At 35.5% G+C, this 20,814-nt stretch carries 19 protein-coding genes; 4 read left to right on the forward strand and 15 right to left on the reverse strand.

The genetic code is table 11. From position 1 onward, the window contains the following. Positions 1-493 precede the first annotated feature (493 nt). The 8 genes from MHB53_RS06305 to MHB53_RS06340 all read right to left on the reverse strand — a co-directional run bounded on the left by MHB53_RS06305 (position 494) and on the right by MHB53_RS06340 (position 10,312). A complete protein-coding gene (locus tag MHB53_RS06305) occupies positions 494-2,410 on the reverse strand; it encodes a stage V sporulation protein D (protein WP_340916350.1) in 1,917 nt (638 codons plus the stop codon). A 342-nt stretch (positions 2,411-2,752) separates the two neighbouring features. Beyond that, entirely contained in the window at positions 2,753-4,960 is a 2,208-nt protein-coding gene (locus MHB53_RS06310) for a penicillin-binding protein (protein WP_340916351.1), read from the reverse strand. After that, positions 4,957-5,319: a cell division protein FtsL gene (gene ftsL / locus MHB53_RS06315; RefSeq protein WP_340916353.1), complete on the reverse strand. Its 363-nt coding sequence runs from the start codon at positions 5,317-5,319 to the stop codon at positions 4,957-4,959. Before ftsL ends, MHB53_RS06310 begins: the two co-directional genes overlap by 4 nt. Positions 5,320-5,427: 108 nt before the next feature. Then, positions 5,428-6,360, reverse strand: a complete 933-nt coding sequence (rsmH, locus tag MHB53_RS06320; protein WP_340916354.1) for a 16S rRNA (cytosine(1402)-N(4))-methyltransferase RsmH — start codon at positions 6,358-6,360, stop codon at positions 5,428-5,430. A gap of 191 nt (positions 6,361-6,551) precedes the next feature. Next, on the reverse strand, positions 6,552-6,983 hold the full coding sequence (mraZ, locus tag MHB53_RS06325) for a division/cell wall cluster transcriptional repressor MraZ (protein ID WP_340916355.1): 432 nt from the start codon (positions 6,981-6,983) through the stop codon (positions 6,552-6,554). A 319-nt stretch (positions 6,984-7,302) separates the two neighbouring features. Next, complete coding sequence (gene bshC / locus MHB53_RS06330; RefSeq protein WP_340916356.1) at positions 7,303-8,931, reverse strand: bacillithiol biosynthesis cysteine-adding enzyme BshC; 1,629 nt, start codon at positions 8,929-8,931, stop codon at positions 7,303-7,305. Between the two features lie 89 nt (positions 8,932-9,020). After that, positions 9,021-9,416, reverse strand: coding sequence for a DUF3397 domain-containing protein (locus MHB53_RS06335; RefSeq protein WP_340916357.1), 396 nt, complete (start codon positions 9,414-9,416; stop codon positions 9,021-9,023). Beyond that, positions 9,407-10,312 carry a 2-dehydropantoate 2-reductase gene (locus MHB53_RS06340; protein WP_340916358.1) on the reverse strand — a complete coding sequence of 302 codons (906 nt, stop codon included), beginning with the start codon at positions 10,310-10,312 and terminating at the stop codon, positions 9,407-9,409. Before MHB53_RS06340 ends, MHB53_RS06335 begins: the two co-directional genes overlap by 10 nt. A gap of 167 nt (positions 10,313-10,479) precedes the next feature. On the opposite strand from MHB53_RS06340, the gene MHB53_RS06345 reads away from it, so the two are divergent. Both MHB53_RS06345 and MHB53_RS06350 read left to right on the forward strand, forming a co-directional pair. Then, entirely contained in the window at positions 10,480-10,953 is a 474-nt protein-coding gene (locus tag MHB53_RS06345; RefSeq protein WP_340916360.1) for an N-acetyltransferase, read from the forward strand. 77 nt (positions 10,954-11,030) lie between these two features. Further along, a complete protein-coding gene (locus tag MHB53_RS06350; protein ID WP_340916361.1) occupies positions 11,031-11,474 on the forward strand; it encodes a DUF4064 domain-containing protein in 444 nt (147 codons plus the stop codon). A gap of 123 nt (positions 11,475-11,597) precedes the next feature. Here the strand turns inward: MHB53_RS06350 and MHB53_RS06355 are convergent, their stop codons facing one another. The 3 genes from MHB53_RS06355 to MHB53_RS06365 all read right to left on the reverse strand — a co-directional run bounded on the left by MHB53_RS06355 (position 11,598) and on the right by MHB53_RS06365 (position 13,267). Continuing rightward, on the reverse strand, positions 11,598-12,110 hold the full coding sequence (locus tag MHB53_RS06355) for an RsfA family transcriptional regulator (protein ID WP_340916363.1): 513 nt from the start codon (positions 12,108-12,110) through the stop codon (positions 11,598-11,600). Between the two features lie 395 nt (positions 12,111-12,505). After that, positions 12,506-12,679 carry a 50S ribosomal protein L32 gene (gene rpmF / locus MHB53_RS06360; protein WP_340916364.1) on the reverse strand — a complete coding sequence of 58 codons (174 nt, stop codon included), beginning with the start codon at positions 12,677-12,679 and terminating at the stop codon, positions 12,506-12,508. Between the two features lie 54 nt (positions 12,680-12,733). Beyond that, positions 12,734-13,267: a YceD family protein gene (locus tag MHB53_RS06365; RefSeq protein ID WP_445661402.1), complete on the reverse strand. Its 534-nt coding sequence runs from the start codon at positions 13,265-13,267 to the stop codon at positions 12,734-12,736. Positions 13,268-14,459: 1,192 nt separating this feature from the next. Here MHB53_RS06365 and MHB53_RS06370 point away from each other — a divergent pair. Then, on the forward strand, positions 14,460-15,683 hold the full coding sequence (locus MHB53_RS06370) for a nucleotidyltransferase (RefSeq protein WP_340916368.1): 1,224 nt from the start codon (positions 14,460-14,462) through the stop codon (positions 15,681-15,683). Between the two features lie 63 nt (positions 15,684-15,746). Here MHB53_RS06370 and MHB53_RS06375 read toward each other — a convergent pair whose 3' ends face one another. Next, positions 15,747-16,541, reverse strand: coding sequence for a patatin-like phospholipase family protein (locus tag MHB53_RS06375; protein ID WP_340916370.1), 795 nt, complete (start codon positions 16,539-16,541; stop codon positions 15,747-15,749). Between the two features lie 88 nt (positions 16,542-16,629). Here MHB53_RS06375 and ylbJ point away from each other — a divergent pair, with 88 nt between their 5' ends. After that, positions 16,630-17,844 (forward strand): sporulation integral membrane protein YlbJ, encoded by a 1,215-nt coding sequence (gene ylbJ / locus MHB53_RS06380; protein WP_340916371.1) that lies wholly within the window; start codon positions 16,630-16,632, stop codon positions 17,842-17,844. 46 nt (positions 17,845-17,890) lie between these two features. On the opposite strand, the gene coaD is transcribed toward ylbJ, so the two are convergent. From coaD to MHB53_RS06395, 3 genes are all read right to left on the reverse strand, one after another. Beyond that, positions 17,891-18,370 (reverse strand): pantetheine-phosphate adenylyltransferase, encoded by a 480-nt coding sequence (gene coaD, locus MHB53_RS06385; RefSeq protein WP_340916373.1) that lies wholly within the window; start codon positions 18,368-18,370, stop codon positions 17,891-17,893. 13 nt (positions 18,371-18,383) lie between these two features. Beyond that, the gene (gene rsmD, locus MHB53_RS06390; RefSeq protein WP_445661403.1) at positions 18,384-18,944 is read right to left on the reverse strand and encodes a 16S rRNA (guanine(966)-N(2))-methyltransferase RsmD; all 561 of its coding nucleotides are present in this window, start codon (positions 18,942-18,944) and stop codon (positions 18,384-18,386) included. Positions 18,945-19,224: 280 nt separating this feature from the next. Next, positions 19,225-20,640: a stalk domain-containing protein gene (locus tag MHB53_RS06395; protein WP_340916375.1), complete on the reverse strand. Its 1,416-nt coding sequence runs from the start codon at positions 20,638-20,640 to the stop codon at positions 19,225-19,227. Between the last annotated feature and the right edge of the window lie 174 nt (positions 20,641-20,814).

Genomic DNA, 20,814 nt, shown 5'->3' on the forward strand with positions numbered 1-20,814 from the left:
ACTTTCGGTTCTTCATTAAAGTGCGTGTTCAAAAAGGTGCCAAATTAGAAACAAGAAGTTCGAGGCGCAAAGGTTTTGAGGATCTGAGCGTATGCTTTTCATACGTGAGAACCGGAAAAACCGAGCAACGAAGAAATTCGCCGTTTATCATTTGGTGACTTTTTGAACTCATTAAAACACTTTATTATAAACCATATTATCTATTCTACAAAATTATTGCTTATGAAGCTATCATGCTGGTAATATTTTTTTAGAATTATATTAGAAAAGCGTTTTCAACAAGTGAGATACATACCACTAATCGAAGGAAAAATACTGACCAAGATTAAATAAACATATACGCTTTGTCGAACTATTTAAATAAGCGGCAATGAATATTCATGCCGCAAACAAAGTTTATCTCGCTCTTTCACTAAGGACTAAGTGAAGGTGTACAATCAGGTGGAATAAAACCCCACCTGATTCCCGATCTTTCAGCTTTACCGAAACGAGTTCACTTCATATAAATACGAATAACAGATCCTACTTCAATTTCTACCCCAGCTTCAGGTGCTTGTTGAGCAACTGTATCACCTTCCCCATTCGTTTCAAGCTTTACATCATATATTTGTTGCTGCAAAATTTCTTTTTTTGTCATTCCGACTAAATTAGGAACAGTAATCTTAATGGGGTCATCCCATTTTTTCTTTTTTTCAATTTGATTATCTCTCGGTTTTACATCCATTGCCCGCAATGAATCCTCAATGATATTACCAACTATTGGAGCAGCAACTGTACCGCCAAATTGAATAATTCCCTTTGGATTATCTACTGCAGTATAAACAACGATTTGTGGATCATCCGCAGGAGCAAAACCGATAAAAGACACCACATGATTATTTTCGAGATAACGGCCATCTTTTGCTTTTTGTGCTGTACCTGTTTTACCTCCTACTCGATAGAAATCAACGAATGCATTTCCACCTGTACCTTGAGCAACAACACTTTCTAATGTATGACGAATCTCCTTTGAAGTTGCTTCCGAAATGACTTTCCGCTTAGCAATCGGTGTTTTACGCATAACAACTTCACCAGTAATCGGATCAATCAGTTCCTTCGCGATATATGGTTGGTATAAAGTACCTCCATTGACAGCAGCAGCAACTGCAGCCACCTGTTGAATTGGCGTTACAGAAACACCTTGACCAAACGCTGTTGTCGCCAACTCTACAGGCCCAATTTGATCCATTTTAAACAGTATACCAGTTCCTTCACCCGCTAAATCTATCCCTGTTTTCTGACCAAACCCAAAGTCTTTTATATATTGAAATAATTTTTCTTTACCTAGTCTCTGCCCAAGTTCAACAAATCCTGGGTTACATGAGTTTTCCACAACTTCTAAAAATGTTTGACTGCCATGGCCACCTCTTTTCCAACATTTTAAAGTAGAACCCCCGACCTTGACGAATCCTGGGTCATGAAAATGATCCTCCTCTAAATCTACTTTTCCTTCCTCAAGTGCAGCAGCAAGTGTAATAATTTTAAAAGTCGATCCAGGCTCATATGTGCTCCAAATGGGCAAATTTCGATTATAAATTTCTTGAGGTACCTCTCTAAAATCAGCTGGATCAAACGAAGGTCTACTTGACATCCCTAAAATTTCTCCGTTATTCGGGTTCATAGCTATTGTAACTAGACCATCGGGATTATATAATGCTTCCGCATTATCCATTTCTCTTTCGATAATTGATTCGATTTTTGTATCTATTGTTAATTTTAATTTGTATCCATCGATCGGTGCTTTGAAATCATCAGACATATCAGGCATTCTCTGACCTTTTGCATCGGAGAAAAATTGAACTGAGCCTTTACTTCCCTTTAACTCTTTATCATAATATAGTTCTAATCCCATTAATCCTTGATTGTCAACTCCTGTAAAACCAAGCACATGTGACAAATATTTCCCAAATGGGTAGTGACGTTTTGAATCTTCAGCGATATAAATTCCTTTTATATCTAATGCCTGAACTTCCCTCGCCTTTTCGAAGGTGATTTTTCTACCTTCTTTCACCCTGACGTTCATGGCATTCTCTACCAATTGTTTATATATTTTTTCTTCGGGCGCATCTAATAATGCCGCCAATTTCCGAGCCGCCTCAGCCGGTTTCTCTATTTGTCTTGGAACGACATAAACTGTAGGTGCACTTTCGTTTGTTGCAATCGCTACATCATTCCGGTCCACAATTTCACCACGTTCTGGTTCAAATGGTATTTCGCGACTCCACGAATCATGTGCACGATCCGTCAAAAAGTCACCCATAGCAAATTGGACATAACCAAGCCGTAAATCAATAATAAAAAAAATGATTAAGCCAGCTAAGAGGACAGTAAATAATCTTTTTCTAACTGTTACAGTTGATACTCGCTTCACAAAAAGAACCTCCTTTTTTTCGGCTCGTTCAACTATATGACTTGTCCCCTAACGATAGAACTTGAGAAAAAGCAAAATAGGCACTGAATGCAAACAGAGTAAAGCCGATAAATCACTTTAGATCGGTTTGAACTAAAACTATAACTGCCAAATCCGTTAGGCCTCTGTACAAGATTAGTATAGGTACCAGACTGCCTTTTCCAAAATTACTCCACCTATGCCTATGCTATGTGGTCTGTGCGATAAATTAAACGAGTGTGACCAAGCTCTCATGGGCTAGTGTACATTGATTTAATATACGAACACAAAGAACCGGCATCAATATGCCGGTTCTTTGTGTCTCTAATTTAATGGTGGATCTTCTTTTTGCTCAGATTGTTTCTTTTCTCTTTCTAGCTTTTGTATAGGTGTTTCAAAATTCACGACAATTTGATCTTCTGGTTTAAGCACCGAACCCGCTTTTAGATTTTGTTTAAAAGCAAATCCTTCACCAGTCATATTAACTTTTACCTCTAATTGTTGCGCTATTTTTAATACATCCCGTTTAGACCATCCAATCATATTTGGGATTGTCTTATCTCCTTTTAATCTTATGATTACTTTTTCACCTTCAAGAACCTGTGTACCTTGTTTCGGTGATTGGCTGATAATTTTATCGCCTTTTCCAATAATAACCGGCTCTAGCTTATTGTCTTTTAATACCTTAGTCATATCCTTCGTATTCATCGTTGAAAAGTCAGGTAATTCAAAGATTTTCGCTTCAGGTACCTTTTCAGGTTTTATATTTAAATATTGTAGGCTATTTTTCATAACAGAATTAAAAATCAATGAAACTGGTTCACTGCCGCTTTCAACTAATTTTAATTGCGGCTGTTCCACTGCAACATAAACAACCAATCGTGGATCATCCGCAGGGGCTGTTCCAAGAAATGAGAAAATGAAATTATTCCTACCTTCTAAGTAACCGCCGCCTTTGGGATTCGGAATTTGGGCTGTTCCAGTTTTCCCCGCTACACTATAGCCATCTATCTGAAAGTTTTGTGCTGTACCGTTTGGTGGTAATAATGTTGTCTCTAATATATCTCTTACTTCTTTTGCAGTTTCTTTACTAATTGGCTGACCAGCAATCTCCGCTTTATTCTGTTTTACTGTACCATCATTTGGATTAACGATTTTATCAACCACATAAGGCTTCATCATCTTACCATCATTAGCGATTGCCGACATTGCCTGTACCATTTGAATCGCAGTAACTGTTGTACCTTGTCCATACACACTCGTTACTTTCTCAATTGGCCAATCATATAAAATATTTCCTGCTACTTCATTCGGTAAGGCAATCCCTGTTTTCGTACCGAATTTAAATTCATCCATATATGCTCGCCACGTTTTGGTACCCATTTTTTCCAAAAGATAAGCAAATCCAACGTTGGATGAGCGTTGTACACCTTCTAAATAAGAGATTGGCCCCCAACCAGCCCCATTATTATGATCTTTAATCGTTTGACTTTTTTTGTCTACACGATAGGTTCCAGATTTAAACTTTTCATTCGGATTAAATTTCTTCTCTTCAACTGCAGCAGCCAATGAGAAAATTTTCATCGTTGACCCTGGCTCAAATGATGTTTCAATAATCTCATTATGCCAAGACTGATCAATTCCTTCTCTAGTGTCCGGATGATAGGTTGGACGTTGCCCCATAGCTAGAATTTTTCCCGTTTTTGGATCGGCAACAATCGCCATAATTCTTTTTGGTTTGTACTCCTCATCCACTTTATTCATTGCATCTTCTAGAAATGTTTGAATTTTTTTATCGATTGTCAAATACATTTCATGGCCCATTTCCGGCTCAACAATCTGTTTTTTAGAATTAGGCAAAATATAATCCCAAGAGTCGCCTTTATATTGGATCGACCCATCTTTTCCTTTTAACATTTTGTCGTAGCTTTTCTCAAGACCCATCATACCTACTATGTCTGCATCCACATCCTCAGATTGATCTTTTTGTGCATAACCAATAAGATGTGAAGCGAATATACCATTTGGATAAAAGCGTTTGGAGTCCTTTATAAATGAAACTCCCGGTAATTTCATTTCCTCTATCTTTTTTTTGACTGTATGCGATAAATCTTTCCCCGCCTTACCAAACTCCACTTGCTTACTCCCTTCTTTTGTTAGACGGGAATAAATATCTTCCTCACTCATTTCGATTTGCTTTGCAAGCTCTGTAGCCGTTTTTCGTGGGTCTACCACATGTTGGGGCTTTTTTTTATCCCAAGTTAATTTCTCATCTAATATAGCAACAAGTGTATATGATGCAGTATCTTCCGCAATTACCTTCCCATTTTGATCATAAATTGTTCCGCGCTTCGCTTGAATAATATCTTTACGTAAATAAGTTTGAGCAGCTCTCGCAGCAAGAGCTTTTCCATCTACCTCTCCTGTGAATTGGATTGTAATAAAACGTACAATCAAGACAAAAAAGAGCACTCCAAATATAATGAATAAGAAGGCTGCTCCTTTGTTTCTATTTTTTTTACTATCAGTCATTTTTTCTCTACAACCTTGACGTTATTCTCATCCAAATCCAGCCCTTGTTCTTTAGCTATTTTACGCACACGATCATATCTGCTTAGATCGCTAATTTGGTCTGTTAAATCACCATTTACCTTCTGTTGTTCGTGAATACTTGTTTTCATATCTTCAATTTCTTTATTTACTTCATAGATAGATGCTTGAGCAGTGATAATTTTAATTGCCATAAAAGCAAACATGGCAATGAAAAAAAATGCAATTACTTTTTCTCCTAGAGTAATTTTTGCATGTCGCTGTACTTTTTTGATTTGAACGTTTACTTGATTCATCGATTCATTTACTTGCTGCTCATGCTTACGTGCTAGATTACTCACTCCATTTCCCCCTATTCTTCTTTTTATATCGTCTTGTGCACTTCTCAATCTCATTTAAATTCATTCAATTTCCGTCCACATTAATATCTAAGTTGCTTACGCTTTTTCTTAAAGTTTTTCGGCAACTCTTAATTTAGCTGATCGAGCACGATTGTTCATTTCTAATTCCTGTTCAGATGAAACGATTGGCTTTCGATTAATTAATTTCATAATTGGTTCATACCCTGCAGGAATAGCAGGCATACCAGGTGGTAATGCTAAGCCTTCACTCGCTTCTTTAAAAACACTTTTACAAATGCGGTCTTCGAGTGAGTGAAAGGTAATGACACTAATTCTCCCACCAGGATTTAATAATTCAATTGCTTGTTTTAAAGAACTTTCAAACACGGCCAACTCATCATTTACAGCAATTCTTATTGCTTGGAAGATTCGTTTTGCTGGATGTCCGCCTTTTCTTCTTGCCGGTGCTGGAATTCCCGCCTTTATCAATTCTACAAGTTCAGCTGTAGATTGGATCGGCGATTTTTGTCTTGCAGCTTCAATCTTTCTTGCAATCTGTTTAGAAAACTTCTCTTCTCCATATTGGAAGAAGATACGTACAAGATCTTCATATGCCCATGTATTCACGATGTCATATGCACTTAGCTCACCTTGTTGATCCATTCTCATATCTAAAGGTGCATCATGATGGTAACTAAATCCTCGCTCAGGTGTATCTAGTTGCGGTGAAGAAACGCCAAGATCATATAAAATACCATCAACATTATGTATATCTAGATTGTATATTTGTTCTTGAATATACTTAAAATTACTTTTAACTAATATTAAGTTATGTTTATATTCCTTCAGTTTTTCTTCTGCATGTTTAAGAGCAGTTTCATCATGATCAAATGCAATTAGTTTACCTTTATCAGATAACTGCGAAAGGATTTTTTCGGAATGACCCCCGCCACCTAACGTGCAATCCACATAAATTCCATCAGGCCGTATATTCAAACCATCAACGGTTTCGTCCAATAGGACTGTTTTATGTATAAACAATGGCTATCACCTTTCATTCATCTGACCAGTTTTCACTTAAAGCGGATATTCAAAAAGTTCGATAAAAACGGCTGTCAATCTTCATTGTCAGCTTGCTTTCTAAAACTTAGGGATTCCTAGTGCCGACGTTGTAATAGGACGTGGCATTTTTGTCGGTCCCAGCTCTTTTATCTTCTTTTTTGAACACGTACTTAAATATCAAAACCAATCATGTTTTCTGCGATTTCTGCAAATGAATCTTCAGATTCTGTTATATAGTCTTCCCATAATTCTTTGCTCCAAATCTCAAATCTGCTTGATACCCCTAAAATGACACATTCTTTTGTGAGATTTGCATAACCAAGCAAAGATGTCGGCAAATTAATTCTACCCTGCTTGTCTAATTCGCACTCTGTCGCACCAGAGAAAAAAAATCTGGTAAATGCACGAGCGTCTTTTTTAGTAAGTGGTAATGCTTTTAACTTTTCTTCTAGCAGTCTCCATTCGTCCATTGGATATCCAAATAAACATTGATCGAGCCCACGGGTAACTACAAAGGTATCACCTAAGTGTTCCCTAAACTTTGATGGGACGATTAAACGGCCTTTTGCATCAATGTTATGTTGGTATTCACCCATGAACATAAGACATGCCCCCCACTTTCTATATTTAATGTACCACATCCCCCCACTTTGTACCACATTTTTTTCAACTCTTATAAAAAGTGAGAAGAAACACCTACTCATCAGTTAAATGTTCTCAAAAATGGTTTTGTTAAATAATATTTCCGATCGACTTTTTAAACTTTATTCGTATAAAACCAAGAGTGCACAGGCTTTTCGGCTTTCCTGCAGTATTGGTGATCTAGGCCAATAGACTGAAAGATAAATGAATCATAATACAATTATTAAGCCTATAAAATAGAAAAACAAAAAAGCCCTCCACATGGGAAGGACTTTAATGTTAAATTTTGATTAGTTTATGTTTGCCGTTAAATTCATATTCTTGGTTAACTAAGGTGTGTATAAAATCTTCTCCTCGATCATTCAAATAGTAAAAAATATTCCATACCCTTTCTTGAAAACTTTCATCGGGACAGAGATGTCGTTCAATCCGATCATATTTACGAATCATCGTTTTGTGTTGATTCTGGATAGATGTCTCTACTTTATTCTGTAAGAAATCAAACTGCTTAATATGATAAGCAAGGTTTTTTTCAGCTAAAGGTAAAAGCCCTGTATCTATATTATGTAATCTCTTATATAAACCGCTATACTGAGCAACCAAAAATTCTTTGGCTTGTTCCGTTATTCCATCAAACTCTTGATCAGAAACTGATCGAATAAACTGTTCTTTTTCATTATGAAGGCCATTCTTAATCACGTTCTGAACCGACAAAGTTAATTCATTTACATCTCTTTCGACAGAGGATTCCAGAAATGAGATATTCAACCTTGGAATAATAGGCGGCATCTTTTTATTTGTTAACTCAAAAGCTTGTTTTAATTCTCCCCAATATGCTATTTCACCAGGCCCAGCAATAAATGCAAGTGTCGGAAATAGCCATTCCTGCATCATTGGCCTTGTGACAACATTATTACTGAATCTCTCAGGGAATTGCTCCAATAAATCAAGTAATTCTGCTTTTTGGAAAGCTAGATCACCCTTTTTCGAAAAGAATAAATCCTGACTACAATCATAATAAAGAAGTATTCGCTCATTATTTACATAATAAAATACATTAGCCGAATTATTTTCTATTTCGATCGCTTGATTAAAGGCATTGCTTTTTATCATACCCTGCTGCTTCAATACGGAAGTAGTAATTTCTGCATTATTTTCCAGCAAATGATAGAAGTAACGTTTTTCCAATTTCCTAAGTTGCATATCTGCTGAATCAATCACTAATAGTCCATATTCTTTAAAAAAGTGGATAACGATATAGGTGAAAAAATCGGTAACCGTTTTATACTTTTTAACCGCATCATGTAAAAAGGTAATCATTTCTTTCGTATGCTTCCGTTCGCCTAACTGTTCAAAAATCTGATTAATCCAATCCAGCATTTGTTCTTGATCATAATGAATATCAGATACCATTCGTTTTTCATCAAATATACCTGAAAAACTCATTTTCTTCATTCCAGCATTAGTTTCTGCAAATATGTGGTTTATTTCTAAATAATCATGGTCTTCTCCCGCAACCCAAAACACTGGTACAACTGGCTTACCGAGTAATACTTCCTGTTGTTCTGCTAATTTAATCGTAGATATAATTTTATGGATTGTATATAAAGGACCTGTTAATAAACCCGCTTGTTGACCTGCAATAACAACGGTCGACGACGCATCTCGAAGTTTGTGAAGCGATTCTTCAATTTTTTCAGAATGAGGAAACCTTTTCATATACGACTCGATAATACTAGCTAACTCTTGCCTATTATATTCTTCCTTCGTTATATCTTTATACCTTTTTTCAAAAACAGCTTTCTCCGTTATATCATAATGAAAAAAACCTTTTACTGGTTCTTTTTGTTTTATATATAGAGAAGCAAAGTCATTTGTTGCTGGAATATCAATACTTTCCAGTTCCATAAGCAGAGCATCCTTCCTTTATCCGTTTTATCTTCGTTGAGTATAGCAAATTCACTCTTTAAATAACATCAATTTGTTTTGGTTAGTAACTAACTAGATATTACCGCCTCAATTGCTCGTATCGTTATGCCATAAACAAGTAAAATAATGTATACCAGTGTGAACAATAAAAAAATTAATCGCCAATACCCTAAAAGTAATTTACGATAAATAATCTCTTCTTTCATTTTCCAGTAAATGAAAGTAAAGGCAAAACCTATTAATAGCATAAAAATAATAATGTACCAAATTAACGAACGTGACCAGATGGCCAAAAATAAAAAGTGGACAGAAAAAAACAAAACCGGTGTGGTAATATTTATGGCTGTATTCATAGCCTGTCTACCATTTTTAGTCCAATATTTTATTCCTATAAATATAAGTAAATATAAAAAAAGCGGTAAAGTAATGAATGTCGCTGCCAAAGTGGATAAAACTAGCTCCATAATGTTCGAATACCCCTTTCAAACTCCATTCCGACAATAGCTTGATAAACAAATTGAACTACCGGAATATCTACACCTTTACTATCAGCAATTTCTATCACATATCCTAAGATGGCATCAATCTCTGTCTTTCGCCCCTCTGTCATATCCTTTAACATCGAAGAAGTATTCTTGCTCGTAGTAACACAAATATTCGTAATGACATCAATGTATTGATTATTCCATCGTGGGAAACATTTAACGACCTCGTCGTATAATTGTAGAAAAACCTGATGATAAGCCGGATTTGAAATTAACTCGCCATTCTTCACACAAAATAAAGTAGTTAAAGGATTAATAACAGCGTTTGCAATCAATTTCGCTTCCAACATTTCTAAAAAGTCATCCTTAATAGTAATAGGAAACAACTTATTTTCTAAAATAGGAAACTCTAAAATATCATTTGATTCCCCACGGAATATAGCTATATTCATTTTCCCGATCCCATTATGACTTACTATTCGATCATCCACTTTTACAGCTCCGTGCTCGATCGTTCCAACATATATCGTTCTCTGGGCCAATGTCTTTAATAAAGGTATATGTCCCATACCATTTTGTATAAATAACAGTGGCTTATGTAAAGGTAATGCAAATAAATCCGGCAATATTGATTCCAGTTGATGTTGTTTTACCGCTATGATAATTAGGTCTTGTAATGGAAGCGTCTTATCTTCATTTTTACCTGAAACCGGAATGATTCGTCCGATTTCTGAATGTACTAATTGTATTCCTTTGGATTCAATTTTTGCGGCTTGTTCTCGTCGTTTACAATATACTGTTACATAATGCTGTTCTCCATAATACGCCGCAAGTAACAGACCAATTGCCCCGCCACCAATAATACCAATTTTCATGATTTCACCTATTTCTCAATACTGTAACATAGATATATACTATTGTAACAAATTTCTAAGAAAAGCATATAACCTGGGGCTGTATATATTACACTTCTTTTGCCTTTGTTATATAATGAATATTATCCATTAATACTTTTACTATTTTATTTGAAGGAGGAGGAGTTATGGCTATTTCTGTAACTAAACTGAAAATAAATTATAAAACACTTGAAGAATTTAAGGATTTTAAGGAGTATGGCGCACAAGAACTATCTATGTTAGAGGATTTGGAAAGCAACATTGTTGAAGATGCTTCACAATCACCATTTTATGGTATTTACTTCGGTGATAAACTGGTTGCAAGAATGAGTCTCTATCGACAAAAGGCAGCATTTGATCATTATTTCGATCCCCCTCAAGATTATTTGGACTTATGGAAATTAGAGGTTTTACCAGGTCATCAACAAAAAAATTACGGGAAATTATTAGTTGATTATGCAAAAAGCTATAATATTCCAATAAAAACGAATCCTAGGATGAATTCCACGGCATTTTTTGAAAAAATGGGTTTTATACCTGTAACATACGATATGGATCGTGATAAGGGAGAAAATCCACTTGTCTGGTATCCTCCTGGTGTATCCGAACAAAAACAATGATTGTTTTTTGAAACTTTTTGTATCTCCATCCGTAAACAACTAGGTATCACAGCTTAATTTATGAAGGAGTGTTATTTTTGAAACGTACAGTAGAATTTGTATTAGGAATTATTGGTGTTGTGCTTAGTGCCTTAACGATTTTGTTTGCTTCGTTAATAAAGTGGGCAGGTAACTCTGCTGAATTTAAATCGACATTACTTGAAGACCCAGAGTTGGTAAGTCTATTCGAGGCGGAAGGTCAAGGCAGTATCAATGATATGTTTTCAATCTTGACGGGTTTCGGTACAGCACTTATGGTTGTAGCTATCATAGGAATAATTTTCGGTCTTGTCGGTGTAATTAGTATTAAAGGTAATAAAAAACCAAAACTTGCCGGAACTATGTTTATCCTTGGCGCAGTCTTAGTTGGAATTATTTCTCTAGGAACTGGCTTCTTGCCTGCATTACTCTATTTAATAGCTGGCATTATGTGTTTTGCAAGAAAACCTTCAGTGGAAACAAGTGAGCCAACACAATATTAAGTAAAAAAGAAGAGCCGAAATGAGCTCTTCTTTTTATGTTTAATTATTTATCCTAGTATTTAATGCCCCCACCTAATTCCTCGATGTTTCAGCTTACTGGAACGAGTACACTTTATATTGCACTTAACTAGATGTTCTCTCCCTAGCTTGGTTAAGAATATTTAGCAAGGTTTGATATTCAGTCTGCAAATGATCAAAGGTTTTCATACTTTTTTCATTATCTCTAAGTACATCATTTAAACTTTCTACTTCTCTCTGTAATCGTTGATTTTCAAGTTTAGTTTTTGCTAACGCCGCGATGGTCATCTCTAATTTCTGAAAAAAAATAGTAATATCATTATTATTTAATTGCTCTACCATATCTGAATCAAGGATTTTATTCCCCTCTTGAAATGGTTGATAAATAGGGTTTACATTTTTTCTTTCTTTTTTTGCTATTTCAATTCCTTGTTGACATTGCTTTCTTACAAAACTATTCCAACGAAAACCACATGCAGCTGGCGTTCTTTTTAACTTTACGCCGGCTTCTTCGAAAGCCTTCAACTGGGTACTACCAGCCTTAATGTATGAAAGCACCAACTCAGCTAGTAAATGATCTTCATCAGATGTCCAAGCATCTTGTCGTATCGCAGCCATTTTCCTCACCCCTACTTTTTTATTATATATATGTATTCAATACAAAATTATTATATAAACAATCAGTTTTTTAATATAAACACAAACTTAATCTTCAATCTACATTTTTAATATAGATTTTATATTCTGAGTGAAACATATCGGAAATATAAGAAAAGTGAATGAGGAAACTAATAACTTGCAATATCTGATACACAGAGATTATATCAATGCTCTTCAGACAAATGGAGTGTGATTAAGAGTGGGTTTTAGGCTAACCATTCCTTTGAATAGCTAAAGGTAATGTTTTTGTTCAAAGCACCGCATTTGATAGACAGGTGATGTTCGCAATTCTACTTTATATTTATATAAATAAAAAAACGTGAAGATCCATGGTCTCTTCACGTTTTTTCATATTATTCGCCTACAACTGTTTTTCCTTTGTATGTTCCACATTCTTTACATACACGGTGTGCAAGTTTCATTTCACCACAATTTGGGCATGCAACCATTCCAGGCACTTGAAGTTTGAAATGTGTGCGGCGTTGTTTTTTTACAGTTTTAGAAGTTCTTCTTTTTGGTACTGCCATTCTTCCCACCTCCTTAAAAAATAACATGTCAAATCAATTTCATATATGATACAGTTACTCTTTTTCGCTTTTAAACAAGTCAGCGAGACCTGCTAAACGTGGGTCTATTTTATTCTCACGTTCATTTTCAAGCTGTTCCTCAGTCATCAATTCCCAACCTTTTCCTTGAGGTAGTGAATGATCATTCTCTACATCTTCGGCAAAAATTTGCATAGGAATTTCCAAAAGAAGGAGTTCCTCTATCACTGGCTGTAAATCAATCATTCCAGCCTCTGCTACATAATACTGATTAGTTTCATCTAGATTTTTATCTAGTGGATTTAACAAAAAAGTTTCCATAGCATTAACGTCAATTGGATAATCTACATCTACGAGTGTTCGCGAGCACGGAAGTACCATTGTACCAGATAAATGGATGTGGAAGATTGCTTTCTGAGAGTCGATATCAACCCTTCCTGTAACATGCACAGGAGACATATCCCTAATCTCTGGATCTGTTTGTTTAAGCTCTTTAGCAACATCTATTATCTCGTCCATTTTTAATTTACTATCGCGAAACTTTTGAAGCTCAGTTACTGTCCATTTCAATGTTATCACCTCTAGGCAACAAAAATAATTATAGCTTTCGATATAGCGTTTGTCAACATATTATCTTTACATTAGCCATTAATACAACTCTGAACAAAGCAAGTCCTATCTATATTCTACTTGAATATACAAACATTGCAAATAGAGATTAATTCTCCTAGCGATAAAATATGCTTTCAGTGGAGTTAACGAATATCCACACCACTATCAAACACGAATTTTCCCCCTAAAATATTTCCAGTGATTGTATAAAACTTGAATTCCTAACCCATATTTTGAGTCATTTTCATTCAATATAGTTTAACCTAATTACAGACATCCAACTCCTGTAGGCATGCCTAGCCGATACAAGCTATGTCGACTTTGACGTGAACGCACCATGTTCTAGCCGACCTAACTCGTATACAGGCGCTTACTTTTTTCTTTTTTGAAGCTTTTCAAGTATGATGTGATTAAGTATATTATAGACTCTCCAAATTTCGAGGCGTAAATCTGTCGTATTTCCAAAAACCAACTGGGAATTAAGCTTTATTGTTTGGTATTCGGTTTCAAATTTTTTTTCAAAAAGATACATACCAAAGAAGCGCGTCACATATTTATTTTTTTAAAAAGGCTGTTTTTGCAAACATTGTTGCTTTACCAAGGTAGTGCGTGGTTGATTTCCGCTACAGTTGATCCCTTTCCGCGGGGCGGGCGGTTTGTCTAGCTACAGCGCCTAGCCCCTAGAGGTCATAAGTCATATTTCTACGTGGCTGAAAGGCAAGCCACTACGCAACCTGCCTAAGGGTTGGTTTAGCTAAGAGTAGCAAAAGGTATGAACAGTCGCCCTACTATGAGCCTAAAAATATCTCGGTTGATTGGAGTGGGAGGCGGCAACTGAGGGATATTACGGAACGAAGCCGTTGCAACATCGTGTGGCAACGGCTTCGTGACCAACATTCTGTTGGCTTGAGGCGGTTTACCGCACGCCCCCCGGAACGCGTCCGCCTGGAACGGAAATCAACGGTGGTAGGAAGACACGTCGTATGTAGAGTATTTATCTCATTCCATATAGAATGGGTAATTCTACTAATAAAAAGTGAACGATCCCCTATTAAAAGTAAGAGGCGTCATGAAAAAATGGCACAAGAAAATCTTGTACTATCCGGCTTGGTGAATGCCGAGAGTCTATTAGTCCCATGGAGGTTTTAAAATGAGAAGTGCAGGTGTTGTAGTAGAATATAATCCTTTTCATAATGGACATAATTATCATATCCAAGAAACAAAACGCAAATCTCAAGCGGATGTTATTATTGCGGTCATGAGCGGAAATTTTTTACAAAGAGGTGAACCAGCACTTGTTTCAAAATGGAGCCGTACCAAAATGGCTTTGAAAGCTGGTGCAGATATTATTATAGAGCTTCCTTACGCTTTTGCTGTTCAAAAAGCCGAAACCTTTGCTTACGGGTCAGTGTTTCTGCTAAATGCACTAAAATGTAATACTATTTGCTTCGGAAGTGAAAGAGGAGATTTATTACCCTTCATACGTACACTCCACTTTCTAGAACAGCATAAGGAAGATTATGATGATTGGATACATAGCTATATGAAAGAAGGATTAAGCTACCCTACTGCAGCAAGCAATGCATATAAGAGGTTAGATCCTCCTGATGACTTGATTGATCTGTCCAAACCTAATAATATACTCGGATTTCATTATTTATCCGCAGCAGCTAATATAAATAAACAAATCGAGTTTATTACGATTAATCGACAAAATGCTGACTACCATGATGAAGATTTTCAGCATGCAACAATTGCTAGTGCTACTGCAATTCGCAAATCATTGCAGCAACACTCGAGTTTAGATAAGGTACGTTCTTTTATGCCTGATACTACATATTCAGAACTTGCTACATACAAAACAGCATATGGACAATTTCATGATTGGGAAAACTATTGGCCATACTTGCAATACCAATTACTCACGATCGATGCAGATGAATTACGAACTATTTATGAAGTTGAAGAAGGAATTGAAAACCGCCTCATTAAAGCTGCGCGGCAAGCAGAAAGCTTTTTAGCCTTCATGCAAATGATTAAGACAAAAAGATATACATGGACAAGGCTTCAGAGATTATGCACACATATTTTATGCAATTGTAAAAAAAGTGATATAAATAAAATAGGTAAAAATCCTTCATATATTAGACTACTTGGTATGAGTGAAGCTGGTAGAATTTATTTAAATCAAGTAAAGAAGGATCTTCCTATACCACTTATTGCGAAAGTTTCAGCTTTTCCTAAAGAATTACTACAGCTCGATTTAAAAGCAGCTAATGTATACACACTTGGTTTATCTGAGCCTGAGAGATCCAAATTATTTAAACTTGAATTCGAACAGCCTCCGATTTATTTTGACTCCGCAAAACAATAGAAAAACAGTCGACTCTGGCTAATCTATTGTTTTAATCATTAAGTTAACATAATAATATTATATTCACTTGTCACATCTATTTATTTGAAATTCATTTATTACTGCTTTTATTTGTGGCATTTTTTTAATTGTAGCTTCTTCTCCCGCTTTAATAATGTCAGCAATATTTTTAAACGCACGTGCACTAAACATTTCTACGGAAGGATGGATCATGACATCTGATTCATTCTCTCGTGTAGCACCAATTTCCATCTGCAATATATCTAGGCTTTGCATAATAACATCATATACATTCGATATTTCTGCCTGTTTATTTACTCTTGCAACATCTGAGCCGATAATAATATCTGCCCCCATTCTTTTTACAGTTGATACAGGAACTCGATCTACAACGCCTCCATCCACTAATAATCTGCCATTTATCTTTTCTGGTGAAAATATTCCTGGTATGGAAATACTCGCCCTCACTGCCTCCGCTATCGATCCTTTCATAAATTCCACTTTTTCACCTGTTTGTAAATCTGTTGCAATGACACAAATAGGAATTTTTAAATCCTCTATATTACCACCATGGACGAAAAGTTTAATGAGGCTTTTCACCCGTTTACCAGCTATAAATCCCATTTTAGGTACAGTTAGGTCAAGATAATATTTTTTTCGGAAGGCAATAGACAACTGAATCATCTTGTCAATATCGTGTCCAAATGCATAAAAGCAAGCTACAAGCGCACCCATACTACTTCCAGCAATTAAATCGACGGGAATATTATTTTCTTTTAATACTTTTAATACACCTAAATGGGCAAAGCCTCTAGCACCTCCAGATCCTAATGCCAACCCTATCCTCGGCATATCCATTCATATCTCCTCCTTTTTTATTTTATGGTCTAATCTCAAGGCATATGAGTATATTGATTATGTGGATGTTGGACAGGAGGTAGATAAATTGAAGCTTTCTATTATAAAAACATTTTTTCTCGCTTTAGTAGTTACAATCATGGCATTCTCCATGATCCTTCTACCTAAAGAATCATTTGAAGCATCCATAAGAGGTTTAAATATGTGGTGGGAAATTGTATTCCCTTCTTTATTTCCTTTTTTTGTTATTTCAGAGTTATTGATTGGTTTCGGGGTAGTTAGATTCTTGGGTGTTTTACTTGAACCATTTATGAGACCACTGTTTAGAGTACCTGGCGTTGGAGGGTTTGCATGGGCGATGGGAATGGCAACAGGTTTTCCAGCAGGAGCAAAATTAACTTCTCACCTCCGTATGGAAGGACATTTAACTAGAATCGAAGCGGAACGGTTAGTTTCATTCACTAATTCATCTAGTCCACTTTTTATTTTCGGAGCAGTTTCTATTGGCTTTTTTCAAAATCCAAGGCTAGGTTTCCTGTTAGCCTTTGCACATTATTTAGGTAATTTTTTCGTAGGAATTACAATGAGGTATTATGGTAGTAGTAAAACAAAAAAAGGAATCAAAAGAGCTTCATCAAGAACATTATTTGTTCAAGCCTTAGCTGCCCTTCATCACACACGAATAAAAAATAACAAACCTTTAGGTAAGCTTTTGGGTGACGCTGTTATCTCATCGATTCATACCCTACTAATGATCGGCGGTTTTATCATCTTGTTTTCAGTGATCAATAAAATATTATTCCACTTGCACATTACGTCCATTCTTGCCAAATTGATGGGATTTGTACTTGGCTTTTTCCAACTACCAGCAGAATTAAGTACTTCTTTGATCGCGGGTCTGTTTGAAATCACACTTGGAAGTCAAATGTCGAGTGAGGTACACGCAGCAAGTATGATGGCACAAGTTATTGTTGTTAGTTTTATTTTAGGGTTCAGTGGTTTTAGTGTACAAGCTCAAGTTGCGAGTATTATAGCTCAAACAGATATCAGGTTTAAGCCTTTCTTTTTTGCACGAATATTACATGGATTATTAGCTGGCTTTTTTGCATTTGTTCTTTGGAAGCTTATTCCAAAGACATTTTACTTAGTAACCGAAGATCAAGCAGTACCTGCCATTGTCTTTCTACATGACACTTGGTGGGCTAATATCTTTCACTTCTTTGCTAAAAGCGGACCACTAATAACCATTTTCTCGTTACTTATATATATCTTTATTTATTTTTCAAAAACAAAGAAAACATAATCATTCCAACTTGGTTGGGATTATGCCTTCTTTGTTTGCGGAATCTTTAGTTAAATTTATGATATAATGCCTTTTCAACTTGGGTTGGTACAAGTTCGGAAATGTCACCATTGTACTTAGCTACTTCCTTGACAATACTGGAACTTAAAAAGGAATATTGATTGTTTGTCATAATGAAGAATGTTTCAATGTTATCATTCAATACCCTATTCATCGATGTTACTTGCATTTCGTATTCAAAATCTGAAACTGCACGCAATCCTCTAATAATTGCATGTGCATTTACACTTCGTGCATAATCAACGAGTAGGCCGTTAAATGAATCTACTTTTACATTAGGTATATCCTTAGTGACTGCTTGAATCAAATCAGTTCTTTCCTCAACTGAAAACAGTGGCTTTTTTGCAGAATTGCTTAGTACTACAACATATATTTCATCAAACACCTTTGCACCACGGCGGATAATGTCCAAATGACCAAATGTCACTGGATCAAAGCTGCCAGGACATACTGCGATTTTCTTCATTGCTGTTACTCCTTTAATCCATGTCTAATTTTGAATAAATAGTTAGGCCAATACTTCCAAAATCGCCTTTTTTCACTTGTTTTAGACCGCCTATATCTTCTGGAAGTCTAACGTCTGCACCATGCTCACATATAATGGCACCTTCATTGATAAGTAGATTGTTGTTTTCAATCATCTGTAAAAGTAATGTTAACTTTTGTTTATGATATGGAGGATCAAGAAAAATATATGTAAATTGCAGCTCTCTTTTAATAATTGCTTTTAAAGCTCGCTCCGCATCATTACGAAAAACCTCACTACGCTGATCTAAATCGCATAACGAAAGATTTCCTTTAATCGTCTGAATTGCTTTCATATCTCTGTCGACAAATATTACTTTATCTAGACCACGACTTAAAGCTTCTATCCCTAAGCCACCGCTCCCGGCAAATAAATCAAGACCTAATCCACCAGAAAAATACGGTCCAATAACATTGAAAAGTGTTTCTTTCACTTTATCTGTTGTTGGCCTTGTTTGATTACCAGGAACTGCTTTTAATTGTCTGCCTTTACACTCACCTGAAATAACTCTCATTATCTCCACCATTTTACCTTTAGATTTTCTTTTCCATCCTACCATATTTTAATTTAGCAAGCTATTGTTAGAGCGTAAGTATTCCTGATTGTATAATATTTCTATTTTAGGAAATAATGAAGATAACAGCATCCACAAGGTGTTGTTGCAAAACACGGAGAAGACTTACGTTTCCCCATAAGTTCTTCATCCGGTTTCTCCTCTCCCTTTGCCTTCTATCTGCTTAGTGCAGAATTAGAAGGACCCTGCATTATTTATGCAGGGTTTTTTTTATTGATTTTTAGAAGATATTAATTTGAGTATCCTCTTCCGTAATTGTTACATTAAAAAAGGTGTTTATTAATCCAAATTCTATATAGATATCATGATTAAGTTCAACTACTGGACTTTCCTTCATACCATACTTTTGCTCATCCAAGCGAAAAATTCGTTTATTTACATAAAACCGGTATTTTACTGGCCCTTTTTCAGTATGCACTTCCTCTTTATTATCATATTTTACTTGATATTCCAATTCAGTAAGGAGCGGAACAAGCGAGATATATCTCTTTCCATCTTGGATAATAATATGTGCTTTTAATGACTTTTGTTCATTTATGTGAATATCACGCGCATCTACAAAATATAAAGGGATCATCGAATCTTCTATTTGTGCATTAATAGAAAAAAACTTTGCTTCCATTCCTAAGGGTGCCTCAATAAAACCATCTAGTTTTTCAGCGTTTATATCAACCTCTTTACCATCAAATATCTTATCAAGCCAAGCTGCAAAACTTTCTTTGCCAAGTTCTGTTTTGAGCTCTGAATACATAGTCTGTGCTTTCTTTTCACCAATGGGCTTCTGAAGCAAACCAGATGCAATAATATCTACTATCCATTTTTCTTGTTCCGGAAATTGAAATAATAGTGCGAGCTGCTTTTTAACTATTTCTTCTTGAATGAGCGACAACTTCTTTTGCGATTGAATGATCATTAAACTATCTATTTTCATCTCTTCATGCAAATTAGTAAGGATTATTTGTATTTGTTGTTCACTTTTTAATCCCTTAACTGATCTGAATGCAGAAATAATATCTTTGTCTAGAATAAAATCTTGATTTGAATAAATTGTCACATTATCAAATTCCGCTTTTTTTAACAGCTTTTCCTTTTGCCAATAAAGAACAGGTGCATCACCAGAGTTTTCAAATACATAATAGTCGAGTAAACTCATTTCTTTTAGCCCAAGCAAACGTGCATCAGCTATCCAACTTCCAGAATGACTTTTTCTATCACTTAATTGCACTCTAGTTAAAGCAATTGGCTGATCTTGTAGTTGAACAGACCAGTTTGTTAAAAGAACACTTTTTTCAGAGTTAAGCGCTGGTAATGTATAACGGAAGGTCAGTTCATTCCCCTCCAAAACGATTTGCTTTTTTTCAGGGCCTATCCATTTACACTCTTTTTCCGAGCCATTCGTGCATGACATATCCGTTGCTTCGGCTGGAAAAGAAACAGGCACAGTTTCTTCTTCCAGATTAGAGATTATTTGTTCTACAATCAGGCCTTCTTTTTGATGAATCACTTTTATCAATTGTTTTTTATCTTTTGTTTCTGGTCCATCACTTGCAGATGTGTATCCATTCCATTGCAAAAAAATAAGACTCGATGTCAAGAAAATTAACATAAATATTAGTATAAAAAAGGTTTTTTTCATTCATACATTCTCCTTGTTTTAAAAAGAAAAACTAATTAAAGATAAATTCCTATGTCTTATTATTATTATCGGTAAAGAATCGCCAACTTCAATATGTAATTAGGTCAATTATATGAAAAGCATCTAGCGCTATTATCTTTTATAAAGATTTTACAGTTTTCGTCAAAAATACAA

The sequence above is a fragment of the Bacillus sp. FSL K6-3431 genome (assembly GCF_038002605.1).
In the GTDB taxonomy this organism is placed as follows: Bacteria; Bacillota; Bacilli; order Bacillales; family Bacillaceae_C; genus Lederbergia.

Bases quoted from the DNA above. Each gene is read 5' to 3' on its own strand.
- MHB53_RS06310 (WP_340916351.1), bottom strand. From the start codon at position 4,960: ATGACTGATAGTAAAAAAAATAGAAACAAAGGAGCAGCCTTCTTATTC.
- mraZ (WP_340916355.1), bottom strand. From the start codon at position 6,983: ATGTTCATGGGTGAATACCAACATAACATTGATGCAAAAGGCCGTTTA.
- bshC (WP_340916356.1), bottom strand. From the start codon at position 8,931: ATGGAACTGGAAAGTATTGATATTCCAGCAACAAATGACTTTGCTTCT.
- MHB53_RS06335 (WP_340916357.1), bottom strand. From the start codon at position 9,416: ATGGAGCTAGTTTTATCCACTTTGGCAGCGACATTCATTACTTTACCG.
- MHB53_RS06340 (WP_340916358.1), bottom strand. From the start codon at position 10,312: ATGAAAATTGGTATTATTGGTGGCGGGGCAATTGGTCTGTTACTTGCG.
- MHB53_RS06345 (WP_340916360.1), top strand. From the start codon at position 10,480: ATGGCTATTTCTGTAACTAAACTGAAAATAAATTATAAAACACTTGAA.
- MHB53_RS06355 (WP_340916363.1), bottom strand. From the start codon at position 12,110: ATGGCTGCGATACGACAAGATGCTTGGACATCTGATGAAGATCATTTA.
- rpmF (WP_340916364.1), bottom strand. From the start codon at position 12,679: ATGGCAGTACCAAAAAGAAGAACTTCTAAAACTGTAAAAAAACAACGC.
- MHB53_RS06370 (WP_340916368.1), top strand. From the start codon at position 14,460: ATGAGAAGTGCAGGTGTTGTAGTAGAATATAATCCTTTTCATAATGGA.
- MHB53_RS06375 (WP_340916370.1), bottom strand. From the start codon at position 16,541: ATGGATATGCCGAGGATAGGGTTGGCATTAGGATCTGGAGGTGCTAGA.
- coaD (WP_340916373.1), bottom strand. From the start codon at position 18,370: ATGAAGAAAATCGCAGTATGTCCTGGCAGCTTTGATCCAGTGACATTT.
- rsmD (WP_445661403.1), bottom strand. From the start codon at position 18,944: ATGAGAGTTATTTCAGGTGAGTGTAAAGGCAGACAATTAAAAGCAGTT.
- MHB53_RS06395 (WP_340916375.1), bottom strand. From the start codon at position 20,640: ATGAAAAAAACCTTTTTTATACTAATATTTATGTTAATTTTCTTGACA.